General features: G+C 70.0%; 16 protein-coding genes and 4 pseudogenes. 12 read left to right on the forward strand and 8 right to left on the reverse strand.

What is annotated here, in order from left to right:
• Nucleotides 1–914 precede the first annotated feature (914 nt).
• Nucleotides 915–1790, forward strand: a complete 876-nt coding sequence (locus tag C3492_RS35745; RefSeq protein WP_146075750.1) for a hypothetical protein — start codon at nt 915–917, stop codon at nt 1788–1790.
• 147 nt (nt 1791–1937) lie between these two features.
• Nucleotides 1938–2330, forward strand: coding sequence for a hypothetical protein (locus C3492_RS35750; RefSeq protein ID WP_146075751.1), 393 nt, complete (start codon nt 1938–1940; stop codon nt 2328–2330).
• Nucleotides 2331–2666: 336 nt separating this feature from the next.
• Here the strand turns inward: C3492_RS35750 and C3492_RS35755 are convergent, their stop codons facing one another.
• Complete coding sequence (locus tag C3492_RS35755; protein ID WP_103816816.1) at nt 2667–2864, reverse strand: hypothetical protein; 198 nt, start codon at nt 2862–2864, stop codon at nt 2667–2669.
• Between the two features lie 220 nt (nt 2865–3084).
• Here C3492_RS35755 and C3492_RS35760 point away from each other — a divergent pair, with 220 nt between their 5' ends.
• The 5 genes and pseudogenes from C3492_RS35760 to C3492_RS46245 form a co-directional block, all read left to right on the forward strand.
• Nucleotides 3085–3870 (forward strand): calcium-binding protein, encoded by a 786-nt coding sequence (locus C3492_RS35760; RefSeq protein ID WP_103816817.1) that lies wholly within the window; start codon nt 3085–3087, stop codon nt 3868–3870.
• Between the two features lie 317 nt (nt 3871–4187).
• Nucleotides 4188–4295: pseudogene (locus C3492_RS45180) on the forward strand (DUF6233 domain-containing protein); the annotation flags it as partial.
• Nucleotides 4296–4662: 367 nt separating this feature from the next.
• Nucleotides 4663–6339, forward strand: coding sequence for a hypothetical protein (locus C3492_RS35770; RefSeq protein WP_146075752.1), 1677 nt, complete (start codon nt 4663–4665; stop codon nt 6337–6339).
• 279 nt (nt 6340–6618) lie between these two features.
• A pseudogene (locus C3492_RS46240) lies at nt 6619–6762 on the forward strand (transposase); the annotation flags it as partial.
• 54 nt (nt 6763–6816) lie between these two features.
• A pseudogene (locus C3492_RS46245) lies at nt 6817–7206 on the forward strand (RHS repeat-associated core domain-containing protein); the annotation flags it as partial.
• Nucleotides 7207–7713: 507 nt separating this feature from the next.
• Here the strand turns inward: C3492_RS46245 and C3492_RS35780 are convergent.
• Nucleotides 7714–8415, reverse strand: a complete 702-nt coding sequence (locus C3492_RS35780; protein ID WP_103816820.1) for a type 1 glutamine amidotransferase domain-containing protein — start codon at nt 8413–8415, stop codon at nt 7714–7716.
• 594 nt (nt 8416–9009) lie between these two features.
• Here C3492_RS35780 and C3492_RS35785 point away from each other — a divergent pair.
• The gene (locus C3492_RS35785; protein ID WP_258056078.1) at nt 9010–9477 is read left to right on the forward strand and encodes an SDR family oxidoreductase; all 468 of its coding nucleotides are present in this window, start codon (nt 9010–9012) and stop codon (nt 9475–9477) included.
• 87 nt (nt 9478–9564) lie between these two features.
• Nucleotides 9565–9723 (forward strand): annotated as a pseudogene (locus C3492_RS35790) (IS5/IS1182 family transposase); the annotation flags it as partial.
• Between the two features lie 238 nt (nt 9724–9961).
• On the opposite strand, the gene C3492_RS35795 reads toward C3492_RS35790, so the two are convergent.
• The 6 genes from C3492_RS35795 to C3492_RS35825 all read right to left on the reverse strand — a co-directional run bounded on the left by C3492_RS35795 (nt 9962) and on the right by C3492_RS35825 (nt 16962).
• The gene (locus C3492_RS35795; protein ID WP_103816821.1) at nt 9962–10627 is read right to left on the reverse strand and encodes a hypothetical protein; all 666 of its coding nucleotides are present in this window, start codon (nt 10625–10627) and stop codon (nt 9962–9964) included.
• A gap of 478 nt (nt 10628–11105) precedes the next feature.
• Nucleotides 11106–11432, reverse strand: coding sequence for a hypothetical protein (locus C3492_RS46250; RefSeq protein WP_258056079.1), 327 nt, complete (start codon nt 11430–11432; stop codon nt 11106–11108).
• 48 nt (nt 11433–11480) lie between these two features.
• Nucleotides 11481–12170: a hypothetical protein gene (locus C3492_RS44300; protein ID WP_146075753.1), complete on the reverse strand. Its 690-nt coding sequence runs from the start codon at nt 12168–12170 to the stop codon at nt 11481–11483.
• 852 nt (nt 12171–13022) lie between these two features.
• Nucleotides 13023–13931 (reverse strand): DMT family transporter, encoded by a 909-nt coding sequence (locus C3492_RS35815; RefSeq protein ID WP_103816823.1) that lies wholly within the window; start codon nt 13929–13931, stop codon nt 13023–13025.
• 238 nt (nt 13932–14169) lie between these two features.
• Nucleotides 14170–15354: a pyridoxal phosphate-dependent aminotransferase gene (locus C3492_RS35820; RefSeq protein ID WP_103816824.1), complete on the reverse strand. Its 1185-nt coding sequence runs from the start codon at nt 15352–15354 to the stop codon at nt 14170–14172.
• Between the two features lie 360 nt (nt 15355–15714).
• Nucleotides 15715–16962 (reverse strand): protein kinase, encoded by a 1248-nt coding sequence (locus C3492_RS35825; protein WP_181140719.1) that lies wholly within the window; start codon nt 16960–16962, stop codon nt 15715–15717.
• A 1083-nt stretch (nt 16963–18045) separates the two neighbouring features.
• Here C3492_RS35825 and C3492_RS35830 point away from each other — a divergent pair.
• The 3 genes from C3492_RS35830 (at nt 18046) to C3492_RS35840 (ending at nt 21391) form a co-directional block, all read left to right on the forward strand.
• A complete protein-coding gene (locus C3492_RS35830) occupies nt 18046–18666 on the forward strand; it encodes a TetR/AcrR family transcriptional regulator (RefSeq protein WP_103816826.1) in 621 nt (206 codons plus the stop codon).
• Nucleotides 18667–18825: 159 nt separating this feature from the next.
• Nucleotides 18826–20343, forward strand: coding sequence for a GMC family oxidoreductase (locus tag C3492_RS35835; RefSeq protein WP_103816827.1), 1518 nt, complete (start codon nt 18826–18828; stop codon nt 20341–20343).
• Between the two features lie 166 nt (nt 20344–20509).
• On the forward strand, nt 20510–21391 hold the full coding sequence (locus C3492_RS35840) for a class I SAM-dependent methyltransferase (protein ID WP_103816828.1): 882 nt from the start codon (nt 20510–20512) through the stop codon (nt 21389–21391).
• Nucleotides 21392–21512: the final 121 nt, after the last annotated feature.

Here is a 21512-nt window from a genome sequence, read left to right on the forward strand (position 1 = left end):
CAACCACACATCCCTTTCACGAGTCACACACCCGCAAAGCACAGGTGCGTCCCAGAGGAAACCATGCGCAACCAGTACCCGCGGCAGCCCCACCAGCCCGGCTGGAACGGCCCGCAACAGCCCGGGCAGCCTCAGCCATGGGGCGGCCCGCAGCGGGGCTGGGGCGCGCCGCCGCCTCAGCCGCCGAAGGCGTGGAACCGCATCCGGCCGCTCACCGCTGCCCTGCTCGGGCTCGTCGTGGGCGCGGGCCTCGTCGGCGCAGCGCGGGTCATCACCACGGTCAGCGGGTCCGACGCTCCTGGAACCTTCATGCTGAAGGGAAATTCGTCCTCACCGACAGCGTGGTGGCCGACGGCGACGGAGGCTGTGCCGGCACCCGCGGCTACGACGACATCCGCGTGGGCAGTCCCACGCCCAGGCACGTGACAACTCACCTCAAAGGAAGCCGAGAACGGCGAGTTCGGCGAGACCCTAGGACAGGTGTCCTCGCACCGATCACTGGGGCGCCAGTGGGATTACACCGTGGCCCACATGCGCGGGGCTCAGCACACATTCCCGTGCTGACCGCCCTGAGACCGGAACGCGACGGGCGGTGACACGAATGCCAAGGCCGTTCCCGGTGTCGCGGGCCCTGCCCTGCGCCAGTGGCTGCATCGTCTCCGCTGGCGCGCCCGGCTGCAGTCGCCGAAACGCCTTGGGGGCGCACTTGCCGCCAGGCGCTGCGTTCGTCGATCAGCTGCGCGGAGGCGGCGGCTCGATCTCCAGGATTCCCCAGCGCTGTTGGCCAGGGGGGCGCTTCGCGTGCTGGCGAAGTACCCACGGCTCCACCGGCAAGTGGAGCCATGATCATGTAAGCATTCGCGATCGAACAACCAGAGGGCAAGTACCCCTGCCCTGATTTCGGAGGAGGAGACGTGGGAAAGCGTGATGAAACGGCGCCTGATCTACTGAAGATGGGCGAAACTCATATCTTTGATTGTGGTCTCCAGCTGAGTTTCACGAACATCCAGACGCCGGATCTGCCTGAGAAAACCCTCAAGAGGGCTGCCAAGGACAACGGCATGAGCGGATCGGTTGATTCTCTCAATTTCTTCCAGATCGATGCCGTTGTCGAGAACACCGGATCCAAGAAGTTGAAGTTCGACCTGCACTACCAGTACCACTTCGCACGCGTCGGCGATCCGGCTCGTCAGGCGACGGGACTGGATCTTCATGATGGCGCCTTGTTCGATGTGGTACTCCACCCGGGACGACGTCTTGCCGGATACTTCGTCTTCGCTTCGAAGAAGAAGTGGGGAGACCACGTCGAACTCGACTCGAAAATCTACCTCGAGCCCGATCTCACCACACTGTCGAGTGTATGGGTAGGCAGTCTCTCCGATGCTGTCCACTCGGGCGCCGTTCCGGCCATCGCGGCTGGTGCGACGGCGTCCCCGTCGGTGAGCGTCTCTTCCGCAACGGTTGCTTCGATCGAGGCAGAGATGCGTAAGCGGGATGAGGGGAAGCGCATCGCATTGGAGAATCCCCGTCTCGCACTTGAACTCGGTATCGGTGACCCCAATCGACACGCCGGCTTCGACGATGGCGGACTCATCGACATCAACGGTGTGGAGGCGGAGACCTTGAGCCGGGCGTTCCGCCTGTCAGCGGATGCAGCCTCTCGGATCGTCGGGGCGCGTGCGCGAGTAGGCGGGATATTTTCCAGCATCGATGAAATCGTTCTTTACGCCGAACTGAACCCGCGCGAGGAGCAGCTGCTGCGGGAGCGGGCAGTCGTCCTCCCGTGGTGACCGGGGGCGACCACCGGAACCATCCTTGCGGTCGTCGTCCGCGCCGACGACGCGATCCGTGTGTGGACGAGGGTGGTGCAGGATCGGCCCTCGGCCCGGGATTCCAAACTATCGGCGCCCTGAGCACCATATAACGGGTGGTAATTCATGCGATCTCTGTTCGAGCGATACCCGAAGGTGGCATGGCCTGTGCTCGCGCTGGCTGTGCTGGTCACCGCCGTGACCCTGCTCACCAGCGGCAGTGATGACGACGCAGCGGTGGCAGCAGTCCAGGCACGGGAGAAGGCATGCGGCGGTGTTCTTGACAACGTTCTCGACTTCTCGGCCGCGTATGTCAAGGGCAAGAACCAGGACGGTGACCCAGTGGTTGCGATCCCGTTCAAGAATCGGGCGGCGGGTGATCAGAGCGAGGCCCAAGTAGGCGTGCGACACGGCTCCGATGACGGGTGGGTCATCTTCGGCAGCCTGGATGACCCGTTCAACTCCGCATGCGGAGGTGGAGAGAAGGAGTTCGCGTACGAGCGGGCTCACAGCGGCTAACGGACACGCTGAGCGCCCACACGAGCCTCCCCGGGGCAGTCGACCGGGGAGGCATCCGCTCCGCAGTCCCAGCACCTGCGACCTGAAGGAGCGGATTGCGGATCCGTCGCCAGCGAGGGCTGCCTCGCGGGCGCTCAGCGCCTGGATCACGTCGGGGACCGGGATAGTCAAAGCCCGGAACCCAGACTCGATAGTCCGATTGGCCGGGTGGTCGGCCTTGAGTACCGCCATGCCGGTGGTGGTGATCATGCATGGGAGGGGTGACCCGATCGAACGGCTCCGGCAGGTCGAACGTGCCGTCCACGTCGAGAGTGACGCTTCCGTTCTCCCGGAGGGTCACGTCGTCTCGACGGCATCGAAGGAGCCGAAGACCTGGTTGCCGCGCTTCTGGCTCATACGGACCAGGGCCGGCCCGGCCTTGGCCGCGCTGGTGATGCCCTGTTCCAGGAGCCGCCGCCGTCGTGCGTCCTCGGCCTCCGGCGCCTCCGACGTGCCGCCGGACTTGGCCTCGGCCTCGGCGCGGTTCTTGGCCACCTCTCCCGAGCGGTGGACCGGTGAGTCGGTCCGATGATGTGGGCCTCCGCCATCGGCGTTCCGGTCGATCGAGCCCCACACCGGTCCTGCCAGCTGTGATCGATGGGCAACCATTTCGGCGACCTGATGGTCATGTCCGTGCCGCCTCTGTACCGGGTGGGCTTTGTCAGCTCCGCCTCAAGACGTTCCTGAGGCGCTGGAACATGGGGGACATGCCTTCATGCACCGCACCATCGTGGCGGGCCTCGCCGGGGCCCTTGCCCTTTCCGCACTCACTGTTCCGGCGGCCGCCCATGCGGACGACTTCTCCGGCGACATCAGGATCACGAAGGTGGTCGTCAACGGGGGCAAGGACATCGTCCTGGGGACCACGGCCGTGAAGACGTTCACCATCGTGGTGACCGCCACGGACGACTCGGGCATCGAGGTCGGAAAGACCTTCCCCGTCATGTGGAACAAGCCCCTGGCCAACGGGGACTACTACGGTCTCGTGATCCCGGACGACGTCGAGGGCACGTGCGTGCGCCAGAGCTTCACCACGACCACCTGCATCTGGACGCTGAAAATGCGTCCACGCATCGATCCCCAGGACAACACCACGGCCGGGACCTGGACCGTGACCGCCACCGCCCTGGCCAACGACGGCGATTACTACACCAAGGATTCCGCTGCCAGGGCGAAGGTCCTGCGCAACTTGAAGCTGACGGTCAACGCCTCGCCGGAACCGGTGAAGAGGAACAAGACGATCACCGTCACAGGCGCCCTGACCCGCGCCGACTGGGAGACCTACAAGTACGGGGGCTACGCCAAGCAGCCCGTGAAGCTCCAGTTCAAGAAGAAGGGCACCAGCACCTTCAAGACCCTCAAGACCCTCACGACGGACAGCAAGGGCAACCTGAAAGCGACGACGAAGGCCACGGCGGACGGCTACTTCCGGTACTCCTTCGCAGGCACGTCCACCACCCCGGCGGTCACCTCCGCGGCGGACTACGTCGACATCAAGTAGCCCCGGCCACACTTCGACATCATCGGAGCCGCAAGACAGCCGCAAGACTGCCAACGAAAGCCGGGTACGAGCCGCACATGTCCGGGTGGGGACGGCCGCAAGCCCTCTGCCCGTCGGCTCCCGAGTGACCGCGCCGGCCACCACACCAGCGGGCGACCTCCTCGTCGCCGGCGGTGCGGGTGACCACGCGCTCCTGTCGGTGCCCGCCGACTCCGGCCCCACCCGTCCCGGGGACGGCGGGACGGCGAGGTACGCGGTCTCCGCGTACCTCGACGCACCAAGACCCCGACGAACTGCACGCGCTCCGTCTGAACCGCATGAACGTCGACTTCGTCCACACCGGCGAGTGCTGGGCGGCGGCCAAGAGCGGCCGGTGCCGACCGGTCCGCCGGACGCAGGCCCTCGGTGCCCTGCGGCAGAACGTCCCGCCGTGTATGACAACGCGGGCCTCCGCGCCCCGCAGCACTGACGCTGCGCCGGGTCTTGCAGAAGGACTCGGCGTTGCTGACACGGGCGTTGCAGGGGGTGCTGGAAGTTCCGTTGCCGCGGGAGATCGCGGCGCTGAACGTGGACCTGACGGAGATCGAGCCGGTGGAACGCCGGGTGGGCACGTTGCTGTGGACGGAGACGGACCACGGCGGTGGAGCGTCCGGCCCGTTCCCCGCCACCGGACCTGCCCGCACGAGGTCCGGCCCGAGCGCACGTCCGCGGGTGACGTACCCGCGTACAACCTTCTCGCGCGGAGCGTGGTCGTAGGGGGGCGTAGGACGTGCAGAGAGAGGAAGTGCGGGAGTGCGCGAGGTCCGTTGGGGTGCGGGGATGGCCGGCGGGGTGCTGGTGCTGGCCGCCTTGGGGGTGGGCGGGGCACCTGGGACGGCTCAGGCCGACGGGGCTGGGCTGGTGGTCAAGTCGGTATTCGACCGGTACGCACTGGAAGCGACGCCCTACGGCGAAGATGTCGGTTCTGGGAACTCCGTCACGCTGGTGAACACAGGCAGGACGAAGGTGAAGTCGTACACGCTGACCGTCGACTACACCTCCCTCAAGGGAATCGCCGAGGTCACCCTCCCCGGGTGCGGGCAGAAGTCCGAGGGCGTCCTCAGCTGCTCGCCCGTCGACCCGCCCGCCCCGGGCAGGGAGGCGTTCCTGGGTGGGCTCGTGGCGCGGAGCCTGCGGGGGGCGAAGGCCGGCGCCACCGGCGAGATCCGGATCGGCGGCCAGGCGGACGGCGTGGCGATGACCGAGACGATCTGGACGGTGACCGTCAAGGACGTGGGTCTTGTCACGGACCGTACGACCGGGTCCGTCCAGGGCAAGGTCGAGCCGGGAGCGCTGGTGCGGCCGGGGATCGGGTACACCAACTACGGCGACAAGGCGATCGACGGCGCCTACTTCCGCATGCAGGCCGACGGTGCCTCGTTCCAGCAGGAGTTCGGCAACTGCACGTACGGCACACTGCCCGTCCGGGACATGGGCAACCAACTCACCGACGTGTCCTACGCGGCGGCCCTCTGCCACGTCGAGGACACCCTTGAGCCGGGGCAGTACTACGACCTGTACCCGGGCCCGCTGAAGATCGCCGACGACGTACGCAACGCCGCCTGGTCCGTCTCCCGGTCCAGTTCCGGGGAGTGGAAGGAACTCACCGACGTCCACGTCGGCCGCGGCCCGAAGCTCGGGCTCGTGCCGCGCCCGGCCGACGCGCCGAAGGGGACGCCACAGCGTCTTGGTGGCGTCGCCTACACCGTCGACAACACCGCGGACATCGAGGCGGTCGGGGCCTCCGTCGAGGGGCGCCCGGGCGAGACCGTGACCGCCGAGATCGGGTTCCACAACAACGGCCCCGCGCGCACGGCAACCTGGACCGGCAGCAGGCCCATCGAGGATCCCACCGTGACGACGACCTTCACCGTCCCGCCCGGCACGACCGCGGTGAAGGTGCCGGAGCGGTGCTACACGAGAGTCGGCGGCGGGCGCGCCTCCGAGCCGGGCGGCAAGGAGTACGAGTGCGTGCAGACGACGACGGACTGGCAGATCGAGAACGGCGCGCGGCTGGTGTGGTCCTTCGGGCTGCGCATCGACAAGCCGTCCGCCCTCAAGCCCGGCAAGGTCACCCTGGAGGTTCTCAGCGAGAGCGACAGCGACCCGAAGAACGACACCGCCCCTGTCACGGTGACGGTGCCGGGCGGAGGCACGGGCCCGACGACGGGCGGCAGCGGTGGTGACGCCGGCGGCGACGGGAACGGGGGCGCCTCATCGGGCTCGTCCGGCGGCACGGCATCCGGCGGGACGACATCCGGCGGCGCGTCCCAGACCGGCGGCGGTGGTGCGCAGGAGTCCTCCGCGACCGGAGGCTCCATGGCCGCCACGGGCGCCGGCACACTGCCCTGGGTCGCCGGAGCGGCGGGGCTGCTCGCCGTGGCCGTGGGCGCCGGTGTGTTCCTCGTCGCCCGGCGCCGGCGCGGCTGACCGGAGCCAGGACGGAGCCCGGGCCGGAGGCGTCGCACGTCCCCCTTCGTCGCCGCGGGCAGCCCGCCCCGCCCCGAGCCCCTCGCTGGCCTTGTCGAGGTGATCGGGGCGGGGGGATCCCGCTTCCCGGTCTCGACCCCGTGGACCAGGTCTGAGCTGTTACCCCTGTCGCCTGAGTATGTGGCCCGCGGTGCACCGTGTTCAGCCATGGGCGGGATCATCACACCGGCCTGTCGCCGGTCGCGATCCGATGCCCGGCTCACCGATCAGGTCGGGCCGCTGCCGATCGGCGCCTTCGGTCTGTATCCGCAGAACCCGAGGGCCCGGTTCGAAGGCGTCGTGTGGAAGTTCCGGTCCGGGGCCCAGTGGCGAGAGATGCCCGAGTGTTGCGCGCCGTGGCAGACCGTCTACGACCGGTTCCGCTGCGACCCCGACCTCTACCGCGAGCGCGACACTGTCGAACGCGGCATCAACAAGATCAGGGCATGGCGGGGTCTCGCCACCTGCTACGACAAGGGCCCGGAACAGTACACCGACGGCATCCCTGACGTGGCACTACCTGGGACAGCGCCCCCCTGGCCCAACGCTGACCAGCAGCAGGCCGTCGACCGCCGCTTCTTCGCCATCGTCGCCGACCTCACCGGTGCCCCCAGCGAACTCATCACCCCCCACGGCATCCCGGCCTGGCGCGCCCGCAGCACCGCCTGGGGCGCCACCCAGTGGAACCGCGACTGCATCGCCTGCACACCCCTGCGCTACCCGGGCCAGCATTTCGACCCGGAAACCGGCCTGCACCACAACGTCAACCGCTACTACGACCCCCGCCTGGGCCGATACCTCACCCCAGACTCCCTCGGACTCGCGCCCGCCGCCCACCACTACGCCTACGTTCCCAACTCCTTCACCCTCACCGACCCCCTCGGCCTGTCCGGCTGCACCGCCGACCCCACCTGGGGCGGCAAGGTCGTATGGGTACGCGACGGACACGGCCGCCCCCAGCGAGATGCACGCCACCATCACCCAGGACATACTCGGCGAGGGCACCGACGCAAATCCCTGGATACGTCCCCCCGGCTCGCCCTTGTCGCGGGCGGCGCGGGCGGCGGCGCGGGCGCCTACGCGCTGCCAGCCCGGGCGGCTGAGCGCGTCCGGTTCGTCGTCGGGCTCGTCGGCCCGTGCCGGATGCTGTCTCCCTGTGGTCGGATCCTGTCGTGCATGGCGGTGAGCGGGCGGGGATGCCGTTCAAGGAGTGCCGTCAGTGATGTGGAGTCCGGGCTGTACGTCACACTCCGGCTGAACGGCAGCCCGGCTGCCGGGTCGGGACCAGTCGGCACGTGGTCCGGACCCGGCAGCAGGCGAGCCGGCCGGGGCGGATCAGGAGCGCGCGTGCACGATGTCCGTCACCGCTTCGGCGACGCCTGTGGCGCTCGCCGGGTTCTGCCCGGTGACCAGCCGGCCGTCGACGACGACGTGGCTCTTCCAGTGCGCGGCGCCGGTGTGCTTGGCCCCAAGTTCCTCCAGCCGGGACTGCAGGAGGAACGGCACGACGCCGTCCAGGCCGATCTCCCGTTCCTCGCTGTCGGTGAAGGCCGCGATGCTCTTGCCCTCGACCAGCAGTGAGCCGTCCGAAAGCCGCAGCGTGGTGAGCGCGGACGGCCCGTGGCAGACCGCGGCGACCACGCCGCCGTGCTCGTAGACGGAGGCTGCCAGGCGCGACAGGTCGTTGTTGCCGGGGAAGTCCCACATGCTGCCGTGGCCGCCGACGAAGTACACAGCGTCGTAGCGTGACGGGTCGACCTCGGCCGGGGCGGGTGCCGTGTCCAGCTTGGCCTGGACGCCCGGGTCGGCGGCCCACGCCGCCTGATTGGGCTGGGTGGGGTCGCCGAAACCGTCCTCCGGCGGGCGGCCGCCGCGTACGGTGGTGAGGTCCACCTCCCAGCCCGCGTTCACAAACACCTGCCACGGGTCGGCCGCCTCCGACACGGTGTACCCGGTGGTGTTGCCCGTGTCGCCCAGCTGACCGTGACTGGTGATCACCAGAAGGGCGCGGTGCGGTGAGGGGGATGCGGTACTCATGCTGATTCTCTCGATCTTTCGGTGTCACCAGGTCGGCGGGTGGTCGCGGCCCCGCCGTGCCGCCGGGAGCCGGCTCCCTGGTGATGAAAGGTAGACGCGGGAGGGCGGTTACCCGCAAGGGCCGGTACTTTCCCAGGGGATACTGTGCAGGTCAGAGGGTTACTGACTGGCTGCTCTACTGGAGCGGACGAAGACGTGGCGGCAGCGAGGGAGAGGACCGACAGCCCACGCGCATGCCACCCGCACCTCGACGCCGCGGACGCGGGACCGGGGGACCGCGTTCGATGGTGAGCCACCCGCCGAGAGGGAACCCGTTGTGCTGGACGTAGGGAAGTCGTCGCACCGGGAGAGTTCCCCGTCACCCAGGGCGACGTGACCGAGCTGGCCCGCGAGATCGTCGGCGACGTCTCGTCCTCGCTCGGCACGTGACGCGCGGCCGGCCGGCTCCGCGCCGCAGACGGCTGTCCCCGGGGCGCGGAGGCGGCCCCCAGAGCCGACGCCGACCAACAGGGCGACGCCGGCCTGTGGGGTGCAGGTGTGTGACGTAGGTCGGGCCCGCCCGGCAACGGCACCCTCCCACCCTGCCGCCTGGACTTGAGCCGACCAGGGGGCACCGGCCAGTTCCTCGGCATCAGGGCCGTGGCTCCGTCGATGCGCAGGGGCGGTGGCGGAACCATCGTCAACATCGCCTCGACCATGGCCCATGTCAGCACGGCCTTCTACGCCCCCTGCACCGCCGGCAAGTGGGCCGTACGCGGGCTGACCAAGACGGCCGCGCTGGAGCTGGGACGGGACAACATCCGGGTCAACTCCATCCACCCCGGCGTCGTCTCCACACCGCTGATCAACGAACCCACCGTCGCAGGCCAGCCGGCCATCGCCGACTTCTACTCACCCGATCCCTTCGCCATCCCCCGCCTCGCCGAACCCTCTGACATCACCCGCCTGTTGCTCTTCATCACCTCCCAGGACGCATCTTTCGCCACGGGCTCGGAATTCGTCCTGGACGGGGGACTGCTGCTCGGCCCTGCACTCCAACCCGAATCCGGGATCGCCGCTTGAGCCGGCATCGGAGTACGGAGTGTGCAGTCGCGGGCGCCCATCTTGTTCAAGGGAAGCGGTCTTGCCTTGCGATGATGATGACGGGCTGTGGCAGTTGTGATCACGGCGTCCGAGTCGTCCTGGACAGCTCCGTTCACTGGGCTGAGCCCGCGCTGCTTCGGCAGGTTGGTCACCGCGTTGCGACGGGAGGACGCGGATGCGGTGCGGCCGGGCCGTCCGTGGAGTCTGCCGCCGGAAGACCGCTCCTGCTGCGGTCTGTCCGCGAGCTGCTTGACGGCAGCCTCGTCAAATGGCTCGCCCGTTGCGGCAGCCCCGGCTTGCGCGGCTTCGATGACGTCCCAGAACGTGTCGATCTCCATGACCGCGCACTCTGTCACGCCCCGCTGACAATCGACCTTGGCCACCCTGCCGGCACCTGGCCGTTTCACGGAACTGCGGACAGAGCCGGTTTCAAGAATCCCCATCACCGTCCGGTCGAACACTCTCAGCTACGCCGGTCACTGTGCGGCGGCGCTGCCCGGGAGGGGGCGGTCGGGTTGAGTGCCTTGGCAACCGCGGGGGTGAGGGGGTGTCCGGCGAGGACGTGGCGGACGGCGTCGAGGGGAACGGGGCGCTCGTAGTAGTCCTCGAACCATGCCTGAACGGTCTCAGCGGAACGGTCTGTGAGGAGGTGGAAGAGGAAGCCCGAGCCGTCCGGGTCTTCGCTGCCCGCAGGGAAGGCGATGGCCGAGCCGGTGCGCCAGACGGTGTCGCCGGTCGCCTGCCACAGGCAGGCGGTGATCCTAGGGGCATCGATGCCCTCGTCATGGAAGGCGGGCTCGTCCAGAAGCGGGCGCAACGCCGCGGGCACTTCGTCGATGACACCGGGCCAGACCTGCTTGTCGTCCGCGCCGTACGGACTCATCTCCGACTCGTGGTCGAAGCCGCGTATGAGCACGCCGGCCGGAGTGAAGAGGACGGCGAAGTCGTCTCCAGAGCCGTTCTCCATCAGGGCCGCCTCGATACCGGGGCTCCAATCGGCGTGGAAGGTGTACTGGCAAAACCGTGGATCGTCACAAATCGCCCCCTCCAGGGCGGCCAGGGCACGTAGATGGGCCCGGAGCCGGGCGGGGTTGGGGAGGAGGGCGGCGGTCTCGCGCACTGTACTCATGGCGTCATGAAAGCAGCCTCCCCTGACAATCCAGGACGGACGCCGGTCTGCGGTGCCGCCGTGGCAGGGGGAGGGACATCGAGAAGCCGCGCCCGTGCGTAACTGACAAGCCACCGTCATTCGCCCGCCATCCAGCGGCGTCTCCTCCGCCGAGGAGGCGCAGTGTGAGGGTGCGGGGCGCTACCGGCGGCGGGCCGGCCCGCCGCCGCATCCTGATGAAGTCGCTTCGCGCCGCGCGATAGACGAGCATCCAGGGGTCAGTGGCGGGTGACGGTGAAGCCGGAGCTGTTGACCGCGCGGGTCCACACGTCCTGGTCGAACCACTTGCCCGGTGATGGTTCGCATCCGCGCTTCCCAGTCGTGGCCGGACGGGCCGCGGCTGCCGTCGTACCCGGCGCAGCCGTCCTCGCCGTGGATGAGGCCGGCCATCCATGCGTTCACCGCGACGCTGAGGATGACGTTGTACAGGTCTCCGCCGCTAGGGCGAGGGCATTCGGGTGCTTGCGAGGACCAGGGCGAGCTCGGGGTTGTCGAACGACGGCATCGGCGCGCTTCCCACACCGCTGTCGGCGTTGCTCTGCTCAAAGGTGCGCGCGCTTGTGGCGAGGTTGTCGGCGAGCGCGGCCGCGTCGAAATACCGCCAGGCCGACCGCGCCTGGATACAAAGGAGTTCGGCCACCGTGCTGACGTTCCTGACGATGGTGTCCCCGACCATCGCGGGTGCAAGCGGCACGCCCCGCTGGGCCAGTTCCGCCGAGGTCTGGGCAACGGCCTCCTTGAAGGCCTTCGTGTTCCGCAGCGCCACAGTGTAGGGGGAGCCTCATCAGCGGTTGGGCCATAGGAGCTGCCCGGATCAGGCGGCTGGCGTCACGGTGCGTCGGGTGGCTGCGGCGCGCGTGCGGGCGATGTCGGTGGGGTGGATGCCGTAGCCGGCCGGATCGAGGCCGATCATGTCGCGGTGCAGGCGGCGTATCCGCAACGCCAGGTCGAGGTGGAGGCGGGGGCGCTTATCGCGGACCTCCGCGACGGTGCGTGGGTTGACGTTCAGGCGCTGGGCGAGTGTGGTGGCGGGCCATCCTGCACGGGCCAGGTCGGCCAGCAACCGGGATGCCTCCGCGGAGTCGGTCAGGCCGGGGGCGCCGGGGTTGCGACGGTGGGGGAGCGGGACGCCGAGGATGGCGTCCGCAGTGGTGCGGGCGATGTCCCGGACCGTGCTGCCGTGCGTGGGGGTCCGCAGCACACGGCGGACCAGGGTCACGGACAGCCCGGCCCGGTCGGCGATGTCCTGCGCGGACATGCCCTGCTCGCGCAACCGGACCGCCCACCGAGCGGCCGCATAAGGCGGCACCCGGGCGGACAGACCACGCGCGCGGTCCTGGTTGCGCTGGCGGCGGGCACGCAGTGCTGCCTGGCGGCACTCGGCGCGGGTGCAGCCGTAGTCGGCGCACGACGCCTGGCCATGACGGACCGACGACCGCCGCGGCCGGCGCCGGCGCGCGGCCGGCACGGCGACGGAAGCGGGCTGTTCCCCAGTGAGTGGCATGACGATTCCTGCTGCGAGTTCGGTGTGCCGGCCAACGTTACGCGCCCCCACCGACAAAGCAGCGCACCGCGAAAGCCGAGCAGCATCCGAAGGACCGCATCCCATGAACGTGACGTGCATCAGGTGCTGTTCACGGGACGTGCCTGATTCTTCGGCAGCGGCATTCAGCCAGACGCACCCGCCGGCGCCCTGACGGCCCGCGTTGTCCCCACATCGGGGCCACGCCGCGGACCCCGCCACTTTCGGAGCCTCTCGTGCGGCATCCGTGCGCTTCTCGTACGCGTGCCGTACGTGAAGTGCACGCGAACCGGAGGGCCACGCTGCCGGCAAGGACGACCACGAAGATGATCTCGTCCACCGAAGCGGACACGGTGAGCGGCAGATCGTCGAGGACCGGCACATCGAGGACAATCAGACCCTGCTGTCCCAGCTCGGCGTCGACCGACCGACCGCAGGATCTTCGCCGGGCGGTCCTACCCACGGCCGACCACCGGGCGCGGCACCGGTCCGACCGGTGCCGCGGGCACGGCTCGGGAGGTGTCGGCCGGCTCGCCGTACGAGGGCGCGCCGCGGACGAACCGGCTGGTGGTGTACACCGCGGTGAGGCGTCGGCCGGGGCGGAGGGGCCGGTTCGCCCCTCCCGTTCCGCGTCCGCTGTGATGCGTGTGCCGGCTCGGAGTCCCCGGCGGGGTGTGCGGCGAGCTCCCGTTCTCGTCGCTGCGGAACCCGTACGCGACAGGCCGTGGAACCGGCTCCCCAGAATCTCCCGGGTACGCCGGACCCGCGGTCCCCCGGGTCGGCAGTGGTGTCCCTACGTTCCCCTATGCGCGCCTTCGGTCCGGCACGCCGTCGTCACATGATCGCCGCGGCGCGCTGACCCGCTTCCCGGTCCCCCTCCGGCTCGTCCCGGTCGACGCACTTGGCCAGGCACCTGGTGCGGGAGAGCGTGAAGACGCCGTACGCCAGCAGCGCCAGGCCGGCGAGGGCCGGCACGAGCCACAGCCCCTGCCGGGGCGACTCGGCGTACAAGGTCACACCCAGACCGAAGCTGACCGCGGCGTCGCCCAGGGTCAGGGCCGGCTGGGAGGCGATCAGCGGTCCGCCCTGCATGGCGTACCCGAGCAGCACGATGGAGAGCGATCCCGCGACGGCGAATCCGTACGTCTGCCAGGCGAGGAAGAAACCGGCCGCTCCGTCACGGGACAGGACGTCCATGGCGGACTTCACCAGGGCCGCCGTGAGCGCGTTGCCGATGGCCGCCGCGGCCGCCAGACAGGCGGCCCTGGCCAGACCGGGCGGCCGGCGGAGGCCGGTGACGGCCAGTGCCGCCTCCACCGCGGCGACGACGGCGATCGTCGGTGGCCACCACGGGCCGGGAACCTGGTCGCGTCCGCCCGTGGGGGCGGCCGAGAACAGGAAGACCGCCAGCCCCGCGAAGATGCAGAGCACGCACCACCACGCCTTGCCGGACACCTGCACCCGGAAGACGAAGCTGCCGAACAGCAGGGCCATCGGCAGCTCCAGGATGAAGACCGGTTGCACCGTCGCCAGTGATCCGGCGTTCAGGGCCAGGGCCTGGAAGAGGGCCGAGAGCGTCACTCCGAGGATGCCGCCGAGCCACGCCGGTCTGTGCAGCAGACCGGCGAGGAGCCGGAGGGGTGATCGCGAGGCGGGGACGCTGCCGGCGGCACGCCGTTGCAGGACGGTTCCCCATGCGTTGCTGCCCGCGGCAAGCACGGCAAAGACGATCGCCAGCATCATGTCCGATGGCACTGCTTCCGGTTGTCGTGCGCGTTCGGCTAGGACGGAGCGTCGCCGTACGGCCGACCAGCGAGGTGTTCTGGGTGGTTTCCTGCTCCCTCGCGAGGAAACACCCCGGACAGTCTAGTCCCGGCCGTCCCGCTCGGTCCTCTCTCCGGTGCCGCCGCCCGGCCGGGTCCGGCGGAGCCGGTGCGTCGCCCTCCGAGCGGCGTCAGGGCCGCCCTCCGGTCCTGACACGTCATCCGAGCGTCGCCACCAGCGTGCCGAGGCGGGCGATCCCCTCGCGCAGTTCGTCCGCCGCCGCGGCGCAGGAGAGGCGGACATGGGTGTCCGCCGTGCGGACGCCGAAGTCCCTGCCGGGGGTCAGGGCGACATGTGCCTCGCGCAGGGCGCGTTCGCAGAACTCCCAGGAGGTGAGTCCGGTGCCGCTGACGTCGAAGTACACGTAGAACGCGCCGTCGGGGCGCACGGGCACCGGCAGGCCGATGCTCTCCAGGCCCTCGACGGCGAGGGCGCGGCGCCGGACGAACTCCTCGCGGCGCGCCTCGCAGACCGAGAGCGACTCGCGGGTGAAGCAGGCCAGCGCGGCCTGCTGGGCGGGCGCCGACGCGCACAGGAAGTAGTTCTGGGCGAGGCGCTCCATCACGGGTACGTGCGTCTCAGGGACGACGCACCACCCGAGCCGCCAGCCCGTCATGCCGAAGAACTTCGAGAAACTGTTGACGACCAGGGCGTCAGGGTCGGACGCCAGCACGCTCGCCGGCGGGCGGCCGTGCTCGTCGTGGTCGCCCAGGTCGAGGTAGATCTCGTCGACCAGGCGCCACGCGCCGCGCTCGCGGGCCGTGGCGCAGATCGCGGCCAGCTCGGCGGCCGGCACGGACGTACCGGTCGGGTTGGACGGTGTGGCGACCATGACCCCGCGGGTCCGGTCCGTCCAGTGTGACCGCACGGACGCGGCGTCCAGTTGGAAGCGGCCGACGGCGGTGGTGGGCACCAGGACGGCCCGGGCGCCGAAGCTCTCCATGATCTGGCGGTTGCACGGGTACGACGGGTCCGTGATGAGAACCTCGTCCCCGGGGTCGACGAGGGCGGCGGCGGCGAGGACCAGAGCGGCCGAGGCGCCGGCGGTCACCACGATCCGGCCGGGATCGACCGGCACCCCGTGCGCGTCACGGTAGAAGCGGGCGATGGCCTGCCGCAACGCGGGCAGGCCGAGGGCGGGCGTGTACGGCAGGGGTCTCCCGTCCATGGCCTCGCGCATGGCTTCCAGGACGGCCGGGGGCGCGCCGAAGTCGGGTTCGCCGAGGCTGAGCTTGACGACGCGGTGCCCTTGGGCCTCCAGGGCGGCGGCGTGCTTGCCGAACTCCATGGCGTAGAAGGGCGCGACGGCTCGCGCGCGGCGCGAGATGCGCGGGGTGTCCATACCTCTGCCTCCGGCGTGCAAGTGGGCCCCCGCGTCCTGGCGCACGGGACGGCCGGGAATCCCGGTGCCGTGGTGCCCGCGGCGGTGAGGGCGGCGCCCGCCTCCCCCCGGATCGGCCCGACGGTGGTCGTCCAGCATATGCGCGGCCACTGACGGACGTACCGGGGGAGGGGCGGGTGGACCCTCCACAACGCTCCCCTGTCTCCGGCAGGGGACCGCCGTGCACCTCCCCGGTGACGAACGGAGCCCTCGGTCCGCCGCTAGCCGCGGACGGCGCCCAGCACCTCGTCCGCCGGCACAGGGCGTCCACATCGCGGGGGCCCCTCTCACGCGGCCGGCACGCGCGCTCGGGGCCCCGTGTCAGGGAAGTCTGGCGTACGCGGCCGCCGCCTCTCCGGTGATACGCCGCAGAGCCACCACCGCGCTGGGCAGGAGAACGTTCACATCCTCGCTCCAGCCGGCCAGCACCTTGTCGTCCTGCTGTATCTCCGCCGCCAGCGTCGTGGTGGTCCCCATCAGGAACCCGCCCAGCACGATCCGCCGTCCCGCCGCGTCCGGCACCGTACTCGACAGCACCATCCCGTCGACCCCCATGTCGTACCCGGGATCGTCAGGATCGTCGGGATAGCCGTGCGGGTCCATCAGCCGCACTCCCTCCGGATACCGTTCACGCAACGCCTGCGGCAGCCAGCGGTCGCTCTCACCGTGCTGCGCCGTGGCCAGGCGCCGCATCTGGTCGGGCAGGAGCCGCCGCAACTCGTCTTCATGACGGCGCATGTCGACGGTGACCGCCTCAATGGCGCGAAAGCCCTTCCGGAGGGCGGGATGGGCGGGTGCGACCGGGTCCGGATGCAGCTCCAGCCACGCGGCGAGCTCGGCGCGGAAGACTGCCATGGTCAGCCTGGCGCGTGGCTCGTAGGCGGTCGCGGCCTCCAGCACCGGGGCCAGGTCCATCGCCGCCTCCCCGCCCTGCGCCCACAGCGAGTATTCGTTGCCCTGCACGTAGTGAGTGCCCTCAGGCGGGTACCTCAGGCCTTTGGCCAGGACGAACAGCGTCTTGGCCAGCGACCACACATCCGCCGGATAGCCGGGCGTGCCCGGCTCGGGGAACCGCATCTCGGGCGCGAGGAAGTACATCGGCCCCATCTTGTGAGTCGCGGCGGTCAGCTCCGGGCGTTCCGGCCACGCGGCGATGCCGAAGTCCGCGACCACCGGCCGACCTTGAAGGTGGAGGAGGTTGTCGGGCTTGATGTCCCGGTGCGAGATGTCCCGCTCGGCCAGTGCGGCCAGCGTGCCGGCCACCTGGCAGATCACCTCCACCACCTCCCTCAGCTCGGCCGGCCGGGCATCCGGGCTGAGGACATCGCGCAATTTCACGGCCTTCGGCATGACGAACCACTGCGGTGGATCGTCCGGGTCGGCATCGAGCACCGGCACGATGCCCGCGACCCCGTCCCGGGTCAGCTGCTGCATGCGTCGCACCTCCTCCTGGAAGCGCTGCCGCGTAGTTGCGTTGACCTTTCCGCCCCTGCCCGGCCGCATCGACTTCAGCACGCCCTCTGTTCCGTCTTCGTGCTTGACGAAGTGGACGTGTCCGAAGTCCTTCATCGGACGGATATCACGCCAAGGACCCCATGACCGGGCAGCAGTCGCAGACATGTCAGGCAATGTAGAGCAGTACCGGAGCTGCCGCTGCCTCTTCGCCCAGACGCTGTTCAGCACTCCTGGAAGGCCCGAACCGAACCCGCCCTGGCGCAACACCCGCCCATCACCTGCGCTCCCCCCCGGGGGCAGCGCCTGACATCCTCCGATGCCCGCTACCGAGAGGACAGCACCCCGGGGCCGGCATCACCGACCCAGGGACCAGTCAGCCGTGGTCCGGCTGTCGCACCGCCCGTCGGCTTCAGGCCACACACCCGTTCGAGGCCTGGTGCGGGCCGGTCACGCCAAGCGAAGCTGGCCAAGCAACCGATCGCGGTCGGCCTGTGCCTCCAGCACAGCGGCTACGTCAGGGCTCGGTGCGAAGGTGGGGCCGTCCCAGTGCGCCGGGAGCGCCACGGGTGTCGGCACACCTCGGTGCCGTGGATGCGCGCGGCGTCGAAGAGGGTCTGCATCATCTGCACGCCGGCCAGGTCGAGCGCGCCGAGGCGGGCATGCCACGTCTGGGTGTCCGGGTCGTAGGAGGCGATTGCGCGGAGCCTGGCGAGTTGTTCCTGCCTCTGAGGGCGGCCGGGGCGGTCCGGATGCCGACCTCCGACACCCGTGCTGCGGCAGCGGCAGGGCCGCCCCGCGCGAGCCCCCTTCCCCGGGTGTGTCCCGCCCTGAGGGACACACCTGCCACCCGTGCCTGCACGGATCCCTCCGCGACGTCGGGCTCACGACGGTGCCCTGACCGCCGCCGGCGTGCTCGCCCTTGCCGGAGCCACTGGCACTTGCCACCAGTGGGCCCGCCTGGTGTCGCCGGCGCCATGGGCTCACCCACCGCACCCGGTACCACCGCCTGGACGGCGAGCCGGTTCGCCGCCCCGCGCCGCGGCAGCCACCCCACCGTCCACTGGTGTGAGAACGACCCCGTCACCCCCGATCTGGTCGACCGCCGGCTCGCGGACTCCGGTCCAGGGGGCATGTCCCCTTCGGCAATGCCCCCACCTCCTGGTCCGGCGCACCCCCGCATGTGCCTATGGTGACGGGATGAGGACTTACGCGGGCAAGACGGCCGGGCAGCGCTCCGCTGAACGGCGGGCCCTGTTGATCGCGACCGGGCGCCGGCTGTTCGGCACCCAGGGCTATGCCAGTACGTCGATCCGCGCCATCCTGCGGGAGAGCGGACTACAGGACCGTTACTTCGCAGAGAGCTTCACGGGCAAGGAAGACCTGCTCGGCGCCGTCTACACGGAGATCGAGGAGACGGTCTTCTCCCGCACCGTGAAGGACGTCGATCCCTCGGCGCGGCCACGGGAGCAGATCCGGCGCATGCTGGAGAATCTCGTCGCGGTACTGAGCGAGGACAAGGTCATGGCCCGTGTGAAGTTCTTCGAGACGGCGGGTGTGTCGCCCGCCATCGAGCAACTGCGCTGGAGGGCGCTGCGCCGTTACGCGGAAGCCATGGCCGGTCTTCTGCCGCTGCCGCACCCCTCGTCGCCTGTCGACCGTTCGGTCCTCGCTCAGGCGCTCGTGTCGGGGGTCAACGGAATGCTCACCGATCGTCTGATCGGGGTGCTGGAGATGGACGACCGTCTGCTGGTCGAGCACGCGATGCTGCTCGTCCAAGGCGTGGAGCAGCAACTTGCCACACCTTCCGACGGTGACTGAGCGACACGCATGTGTGCTCTGCCGCATGGGCGGTGGCGCTAGACCTCCATCTGAGGGCACCTGCCTTCAGATAGCGTAGGCTGTGAGCGGTTGCAGTTTCACCCACGGGCTGCCGTGTCCGTGTGTGCGGCTGCACGAGCGATCAGTGAGGAGAAGCCCATGGCGTCCGCCGGGGATGATTTCGACTACGTGATAGTGGGGGGCGGCACGGGCGGCTCCGTCATCGCGTCCCGTCTGTCGCAGGACCCCGCAATCCGGGTCCTGCTGGTGGAAGCGGGGCAGGCCGAGGGGCCGGCGGCGATGTCCGTACCGGGCGCGTGGTTCAGCCTCTGGGGCAGCGAGGTCGACTGGGGGTACCGGACCGTCGCGCAGCCGGCCCTGGACGGCAGGGAGATCGACTACCCGCGGGGCAAGGTGCTGGGCGGCTCCAGCGCCATCAATGCCCTCATGAACGTCCGGGGCCACCGCGAGGCGGTCGATGCGTGGGGCGTCGCCGGCTGGAGTTCGGCCGAGCTGCTGCCGTACTACCGTCGCAGCGAGCGCACCGAGGGCCTCGACCCGCGGTACCGGGGCACGGACGGCCTCATGCGGCCTCGCGTCCCGGACGCGCGTCACCCCGTCTCCGAGGCCGCTTATGAGGCGTTCGTCGAGCTCGGCATTCCCGCGACGGACGACCTCAACGGCGCGAACGCGGAAGGCGTCGCCTGGACGGAGGTCACCGCGGTCGACGGGGTGCGGCAGTCCGCCGCGGACGCGTACCTGACGCCGGCCGCGAAGCGGCCGAACCTGACCGTGGTCACGGATGCCCTGGTTGTCGCACTGACCTTCTCCGGTACTCGGTGCACCGGAGTCCGCTACGTCAGGGACGGGCAGGAGGCGCACGCGAGGGCCGCTCGTGAGGTGGTGCTCAGCGCGGGCGCGATCGGTTCGCCGCACCTGCTCCAGCTCTCCGGGGTGGGCCCGGCGGATCTCCTGCGCGAGCACGGCATCGAGGTGGTGCTCGACTCGCCCGGAGTCGGTGCCAACCTCTCCGACCACACACTGGGAACAGTGACCTACTCCGCGGCCCGGGACATGCCCCCCGGCGTCAACAACCACGTCGAGGTCCTCGCCGCGGTGCGCAGCGCCGAGAGTGTGTCTCGGCCCGACCTGCACCTGCTGTTCGTGGACGTGCCGATCGGGCCGCCTGGACTGGACAGCGGTTACACCGTGGCCTTCAGCGTGCTGTCCCCGCACAGTCGGGGCTCCGTCTCGTTGGTCTCGCCCGACCCCCGGGTCTCCCCAGCGATCGATCCCGGCTTCTTCACCGACGAACGCGACGTGGACCGCATGCTGACGGCGCTGCGGCTGGCCCGGGAGGTGGGTGGCTCCAAGACCCTGCAGCCCTGGCGGGACCGCGAGGTACTGCCCGGTCCGGAGCTGGAGAGCGATGAGGAACTGCGTGCCTACCTGCGAGCGGGGGTCATCACCTACTTCCACCCGGTGGGCACGTGCCGCATGGGCACCGGACCGACTGCGGTCGTCGACGAGGACCTGCGGGTGCGCGGCCTTGAGAACCTGCGGGTCGTCGACGCCTCCGTGATGCCGACGCTGCCCGACGCCAACCCCAATGCCACCGTCCTCGCCGTGGCGGAGAGGGCTGCGGAGCTGATCACCGCTGCGCGCTCCGCTTCATGACGCCGCCTCACCCGAATGCGCCGGGCCGGGGGTCTTTCGAGCCGCGAGACCGTGGCCTCCCACCGTTCCGACACCCCGATCCGGCAGGGTTCCGGCGCCCGGGCAGGCGTGAGCCGAGCGGGTGTGCCCCTGAAACGGGGAGACTCCGTGACGCTGCCGGCTTCGGTTGCCTGAGACCCGTTCCGACCGCTGCCACACCGGCCACGACACCAGCGAGCACGAAGGCGACAAGAGTGTGAACGACTACATCATGGGCAGTTCGCGGCAGGAAACACGGAGGCTGGATCTCCAGAGCCGGCTGTACGCCCGGCACACCAAGCACCTGCTGGAGCTGGCCGGCATCACGGCCGGCATGACGGTGCTGGACGTCGGGTGCGGCACCGGGGAGGTCACGCAGATCGTCGCACGCCTGGTCGGTCCTTCGGGGCGTGTGGTGGGGGTGGACGCGGACGAGGGCATGCTGGCCGTGGCGGCCCGCAACATGGCCGACGCCCGCCTGGACAACGTGTCCTTCCAGCAGGCGACGCTTCCCGACATCCCGTTGACCCGGCCGGTCGACGCGCTCGTGGGCCGTTTGATCCTGATGCACCTGGACGACCCCGTGGACGCGGTGCGGACCATGGCACGGCACGTCCGGCCCGGAGGCATCGTCACCTTCCAGGACTTCAACGTGACCCGCAGCAGGACAGTTCCGACCGTGCCGTTGATGGACGATGTCGTCGCCTGGATCGTGGACGCGATCAGGAGGGGCGGCCGGAACTCCGACCCCGGAGACCGGCTGTACGCCATCCTCCGCGATGCCGGACTGCCCACTCCTCGGGTAGCCATGACCGCACCCGCGGGCGACGCGGACTCGGAGGTCGCCGCCCATGCGACGGCAACCCTTGCCACCGTGCTGCCCCTCGTCGAGAAGACCCGGGCGACGATGATCGAGGAGATGGGCATCGACTCGCTCCTCGACCGGCTGCGCGAGGACATGCGCAAGGCAGGATCGGTCATGTTCTCCCCCGAACTGGTCGGTGCATGGACCCGCACACCCGGCTTCTGATCCGCCGACTCCGTTTCGGGGCGCCCGGACCGCCGGCACGCTGCCGGGACCGTCAGTCCGGTACACCCCATCATCAGTCACGTCTCCTTCAACCTGCGGCCCGGCGACCGTCCCGTCTGGA

Origin of the sequence: Streptomyces sp. Ru62 (assembly GCF_002920615.1) — a bacterium.
In the GTDB taxonomy this organism is placed as follows: domain Bacteria; phylum Actinomycetota; class Actinomycetes; order Streptomycetales; family Streptomycetaceae; genus Streptomyces.

Bases quoted from the DNA above. Each gene is read 5' to 3' on its own strand.
- C3492_RS35750 (WP_146075751.1), top strand. From the start codon at position 1,938: ATGCGATCTCTGTTCGAGCGATACCCGAAGGTGGCATGGCCTGTGCTC.
- C3492_RS35780 (WP_103816820.1), bottom strand. From the start codon at position 8,415: ATGAGTACCGCATCCCCCTCACCGCACCGCGCCCTTCTGGTGATCACC.
- C3492_RS35760 (WP_103816817.1), top strand. From the start codon at position 3,085: ATGCACCGCACCATCGTGGCGGGCCTCGCCGGGGCCCTTGCCCTTTCC.
- C3492_RS35815 (WP_103816823.1), bottom strand. From the start codon at position 13,931: ATGATGCTGGCGATCGTCTTTGCCGTGCTTGCCGCGGGCAGCAACGCA.
- C3492_RS35835 (WP_103816827.1), top strand. From the start codon at position 18,826: ATGGCGTCCGCCGGGGATGATTTCGACTACGTGATAGTGGGGGGCGGC.
- C3492_RS35795 (WP_103816821.1), bottom strand. From the start codon at position 10,627: ATGAGTACAGTGCGCGAGACCGCCGCCCTCCTCCCCAACCCCGCCCGG.
- C3492_RS35820 (WP_103816824.1), bottom strand. From the start codon at position 15,354: ATGGACACCCCGCGCATCTCGCGCCGCGCGCGAGCCGTCGCGCCCTTC.
- C3492_RS44300 (WP_146075753.1), bottom strand. From the start codon at position 12,170: ATGCCACTCACTGGGGAACAGCCCGCTTCCGTCGCCGTGCCGGCCGCG.
- C3492_RS35825 (WP_181140719.1), bottom strand. From the start codon at position 16,962: ATGAAGGACTTCGGACACGTCCACTTCGTCAAGCACGAAGACGGAACA.
- C3492_RS35830 (WP_103816826.1), top strand. From the start codon at position 18,046: ATGAGGACTTACGCGGGCAAGACGGCCGGGCAGCGCTCCGCTGAACGG.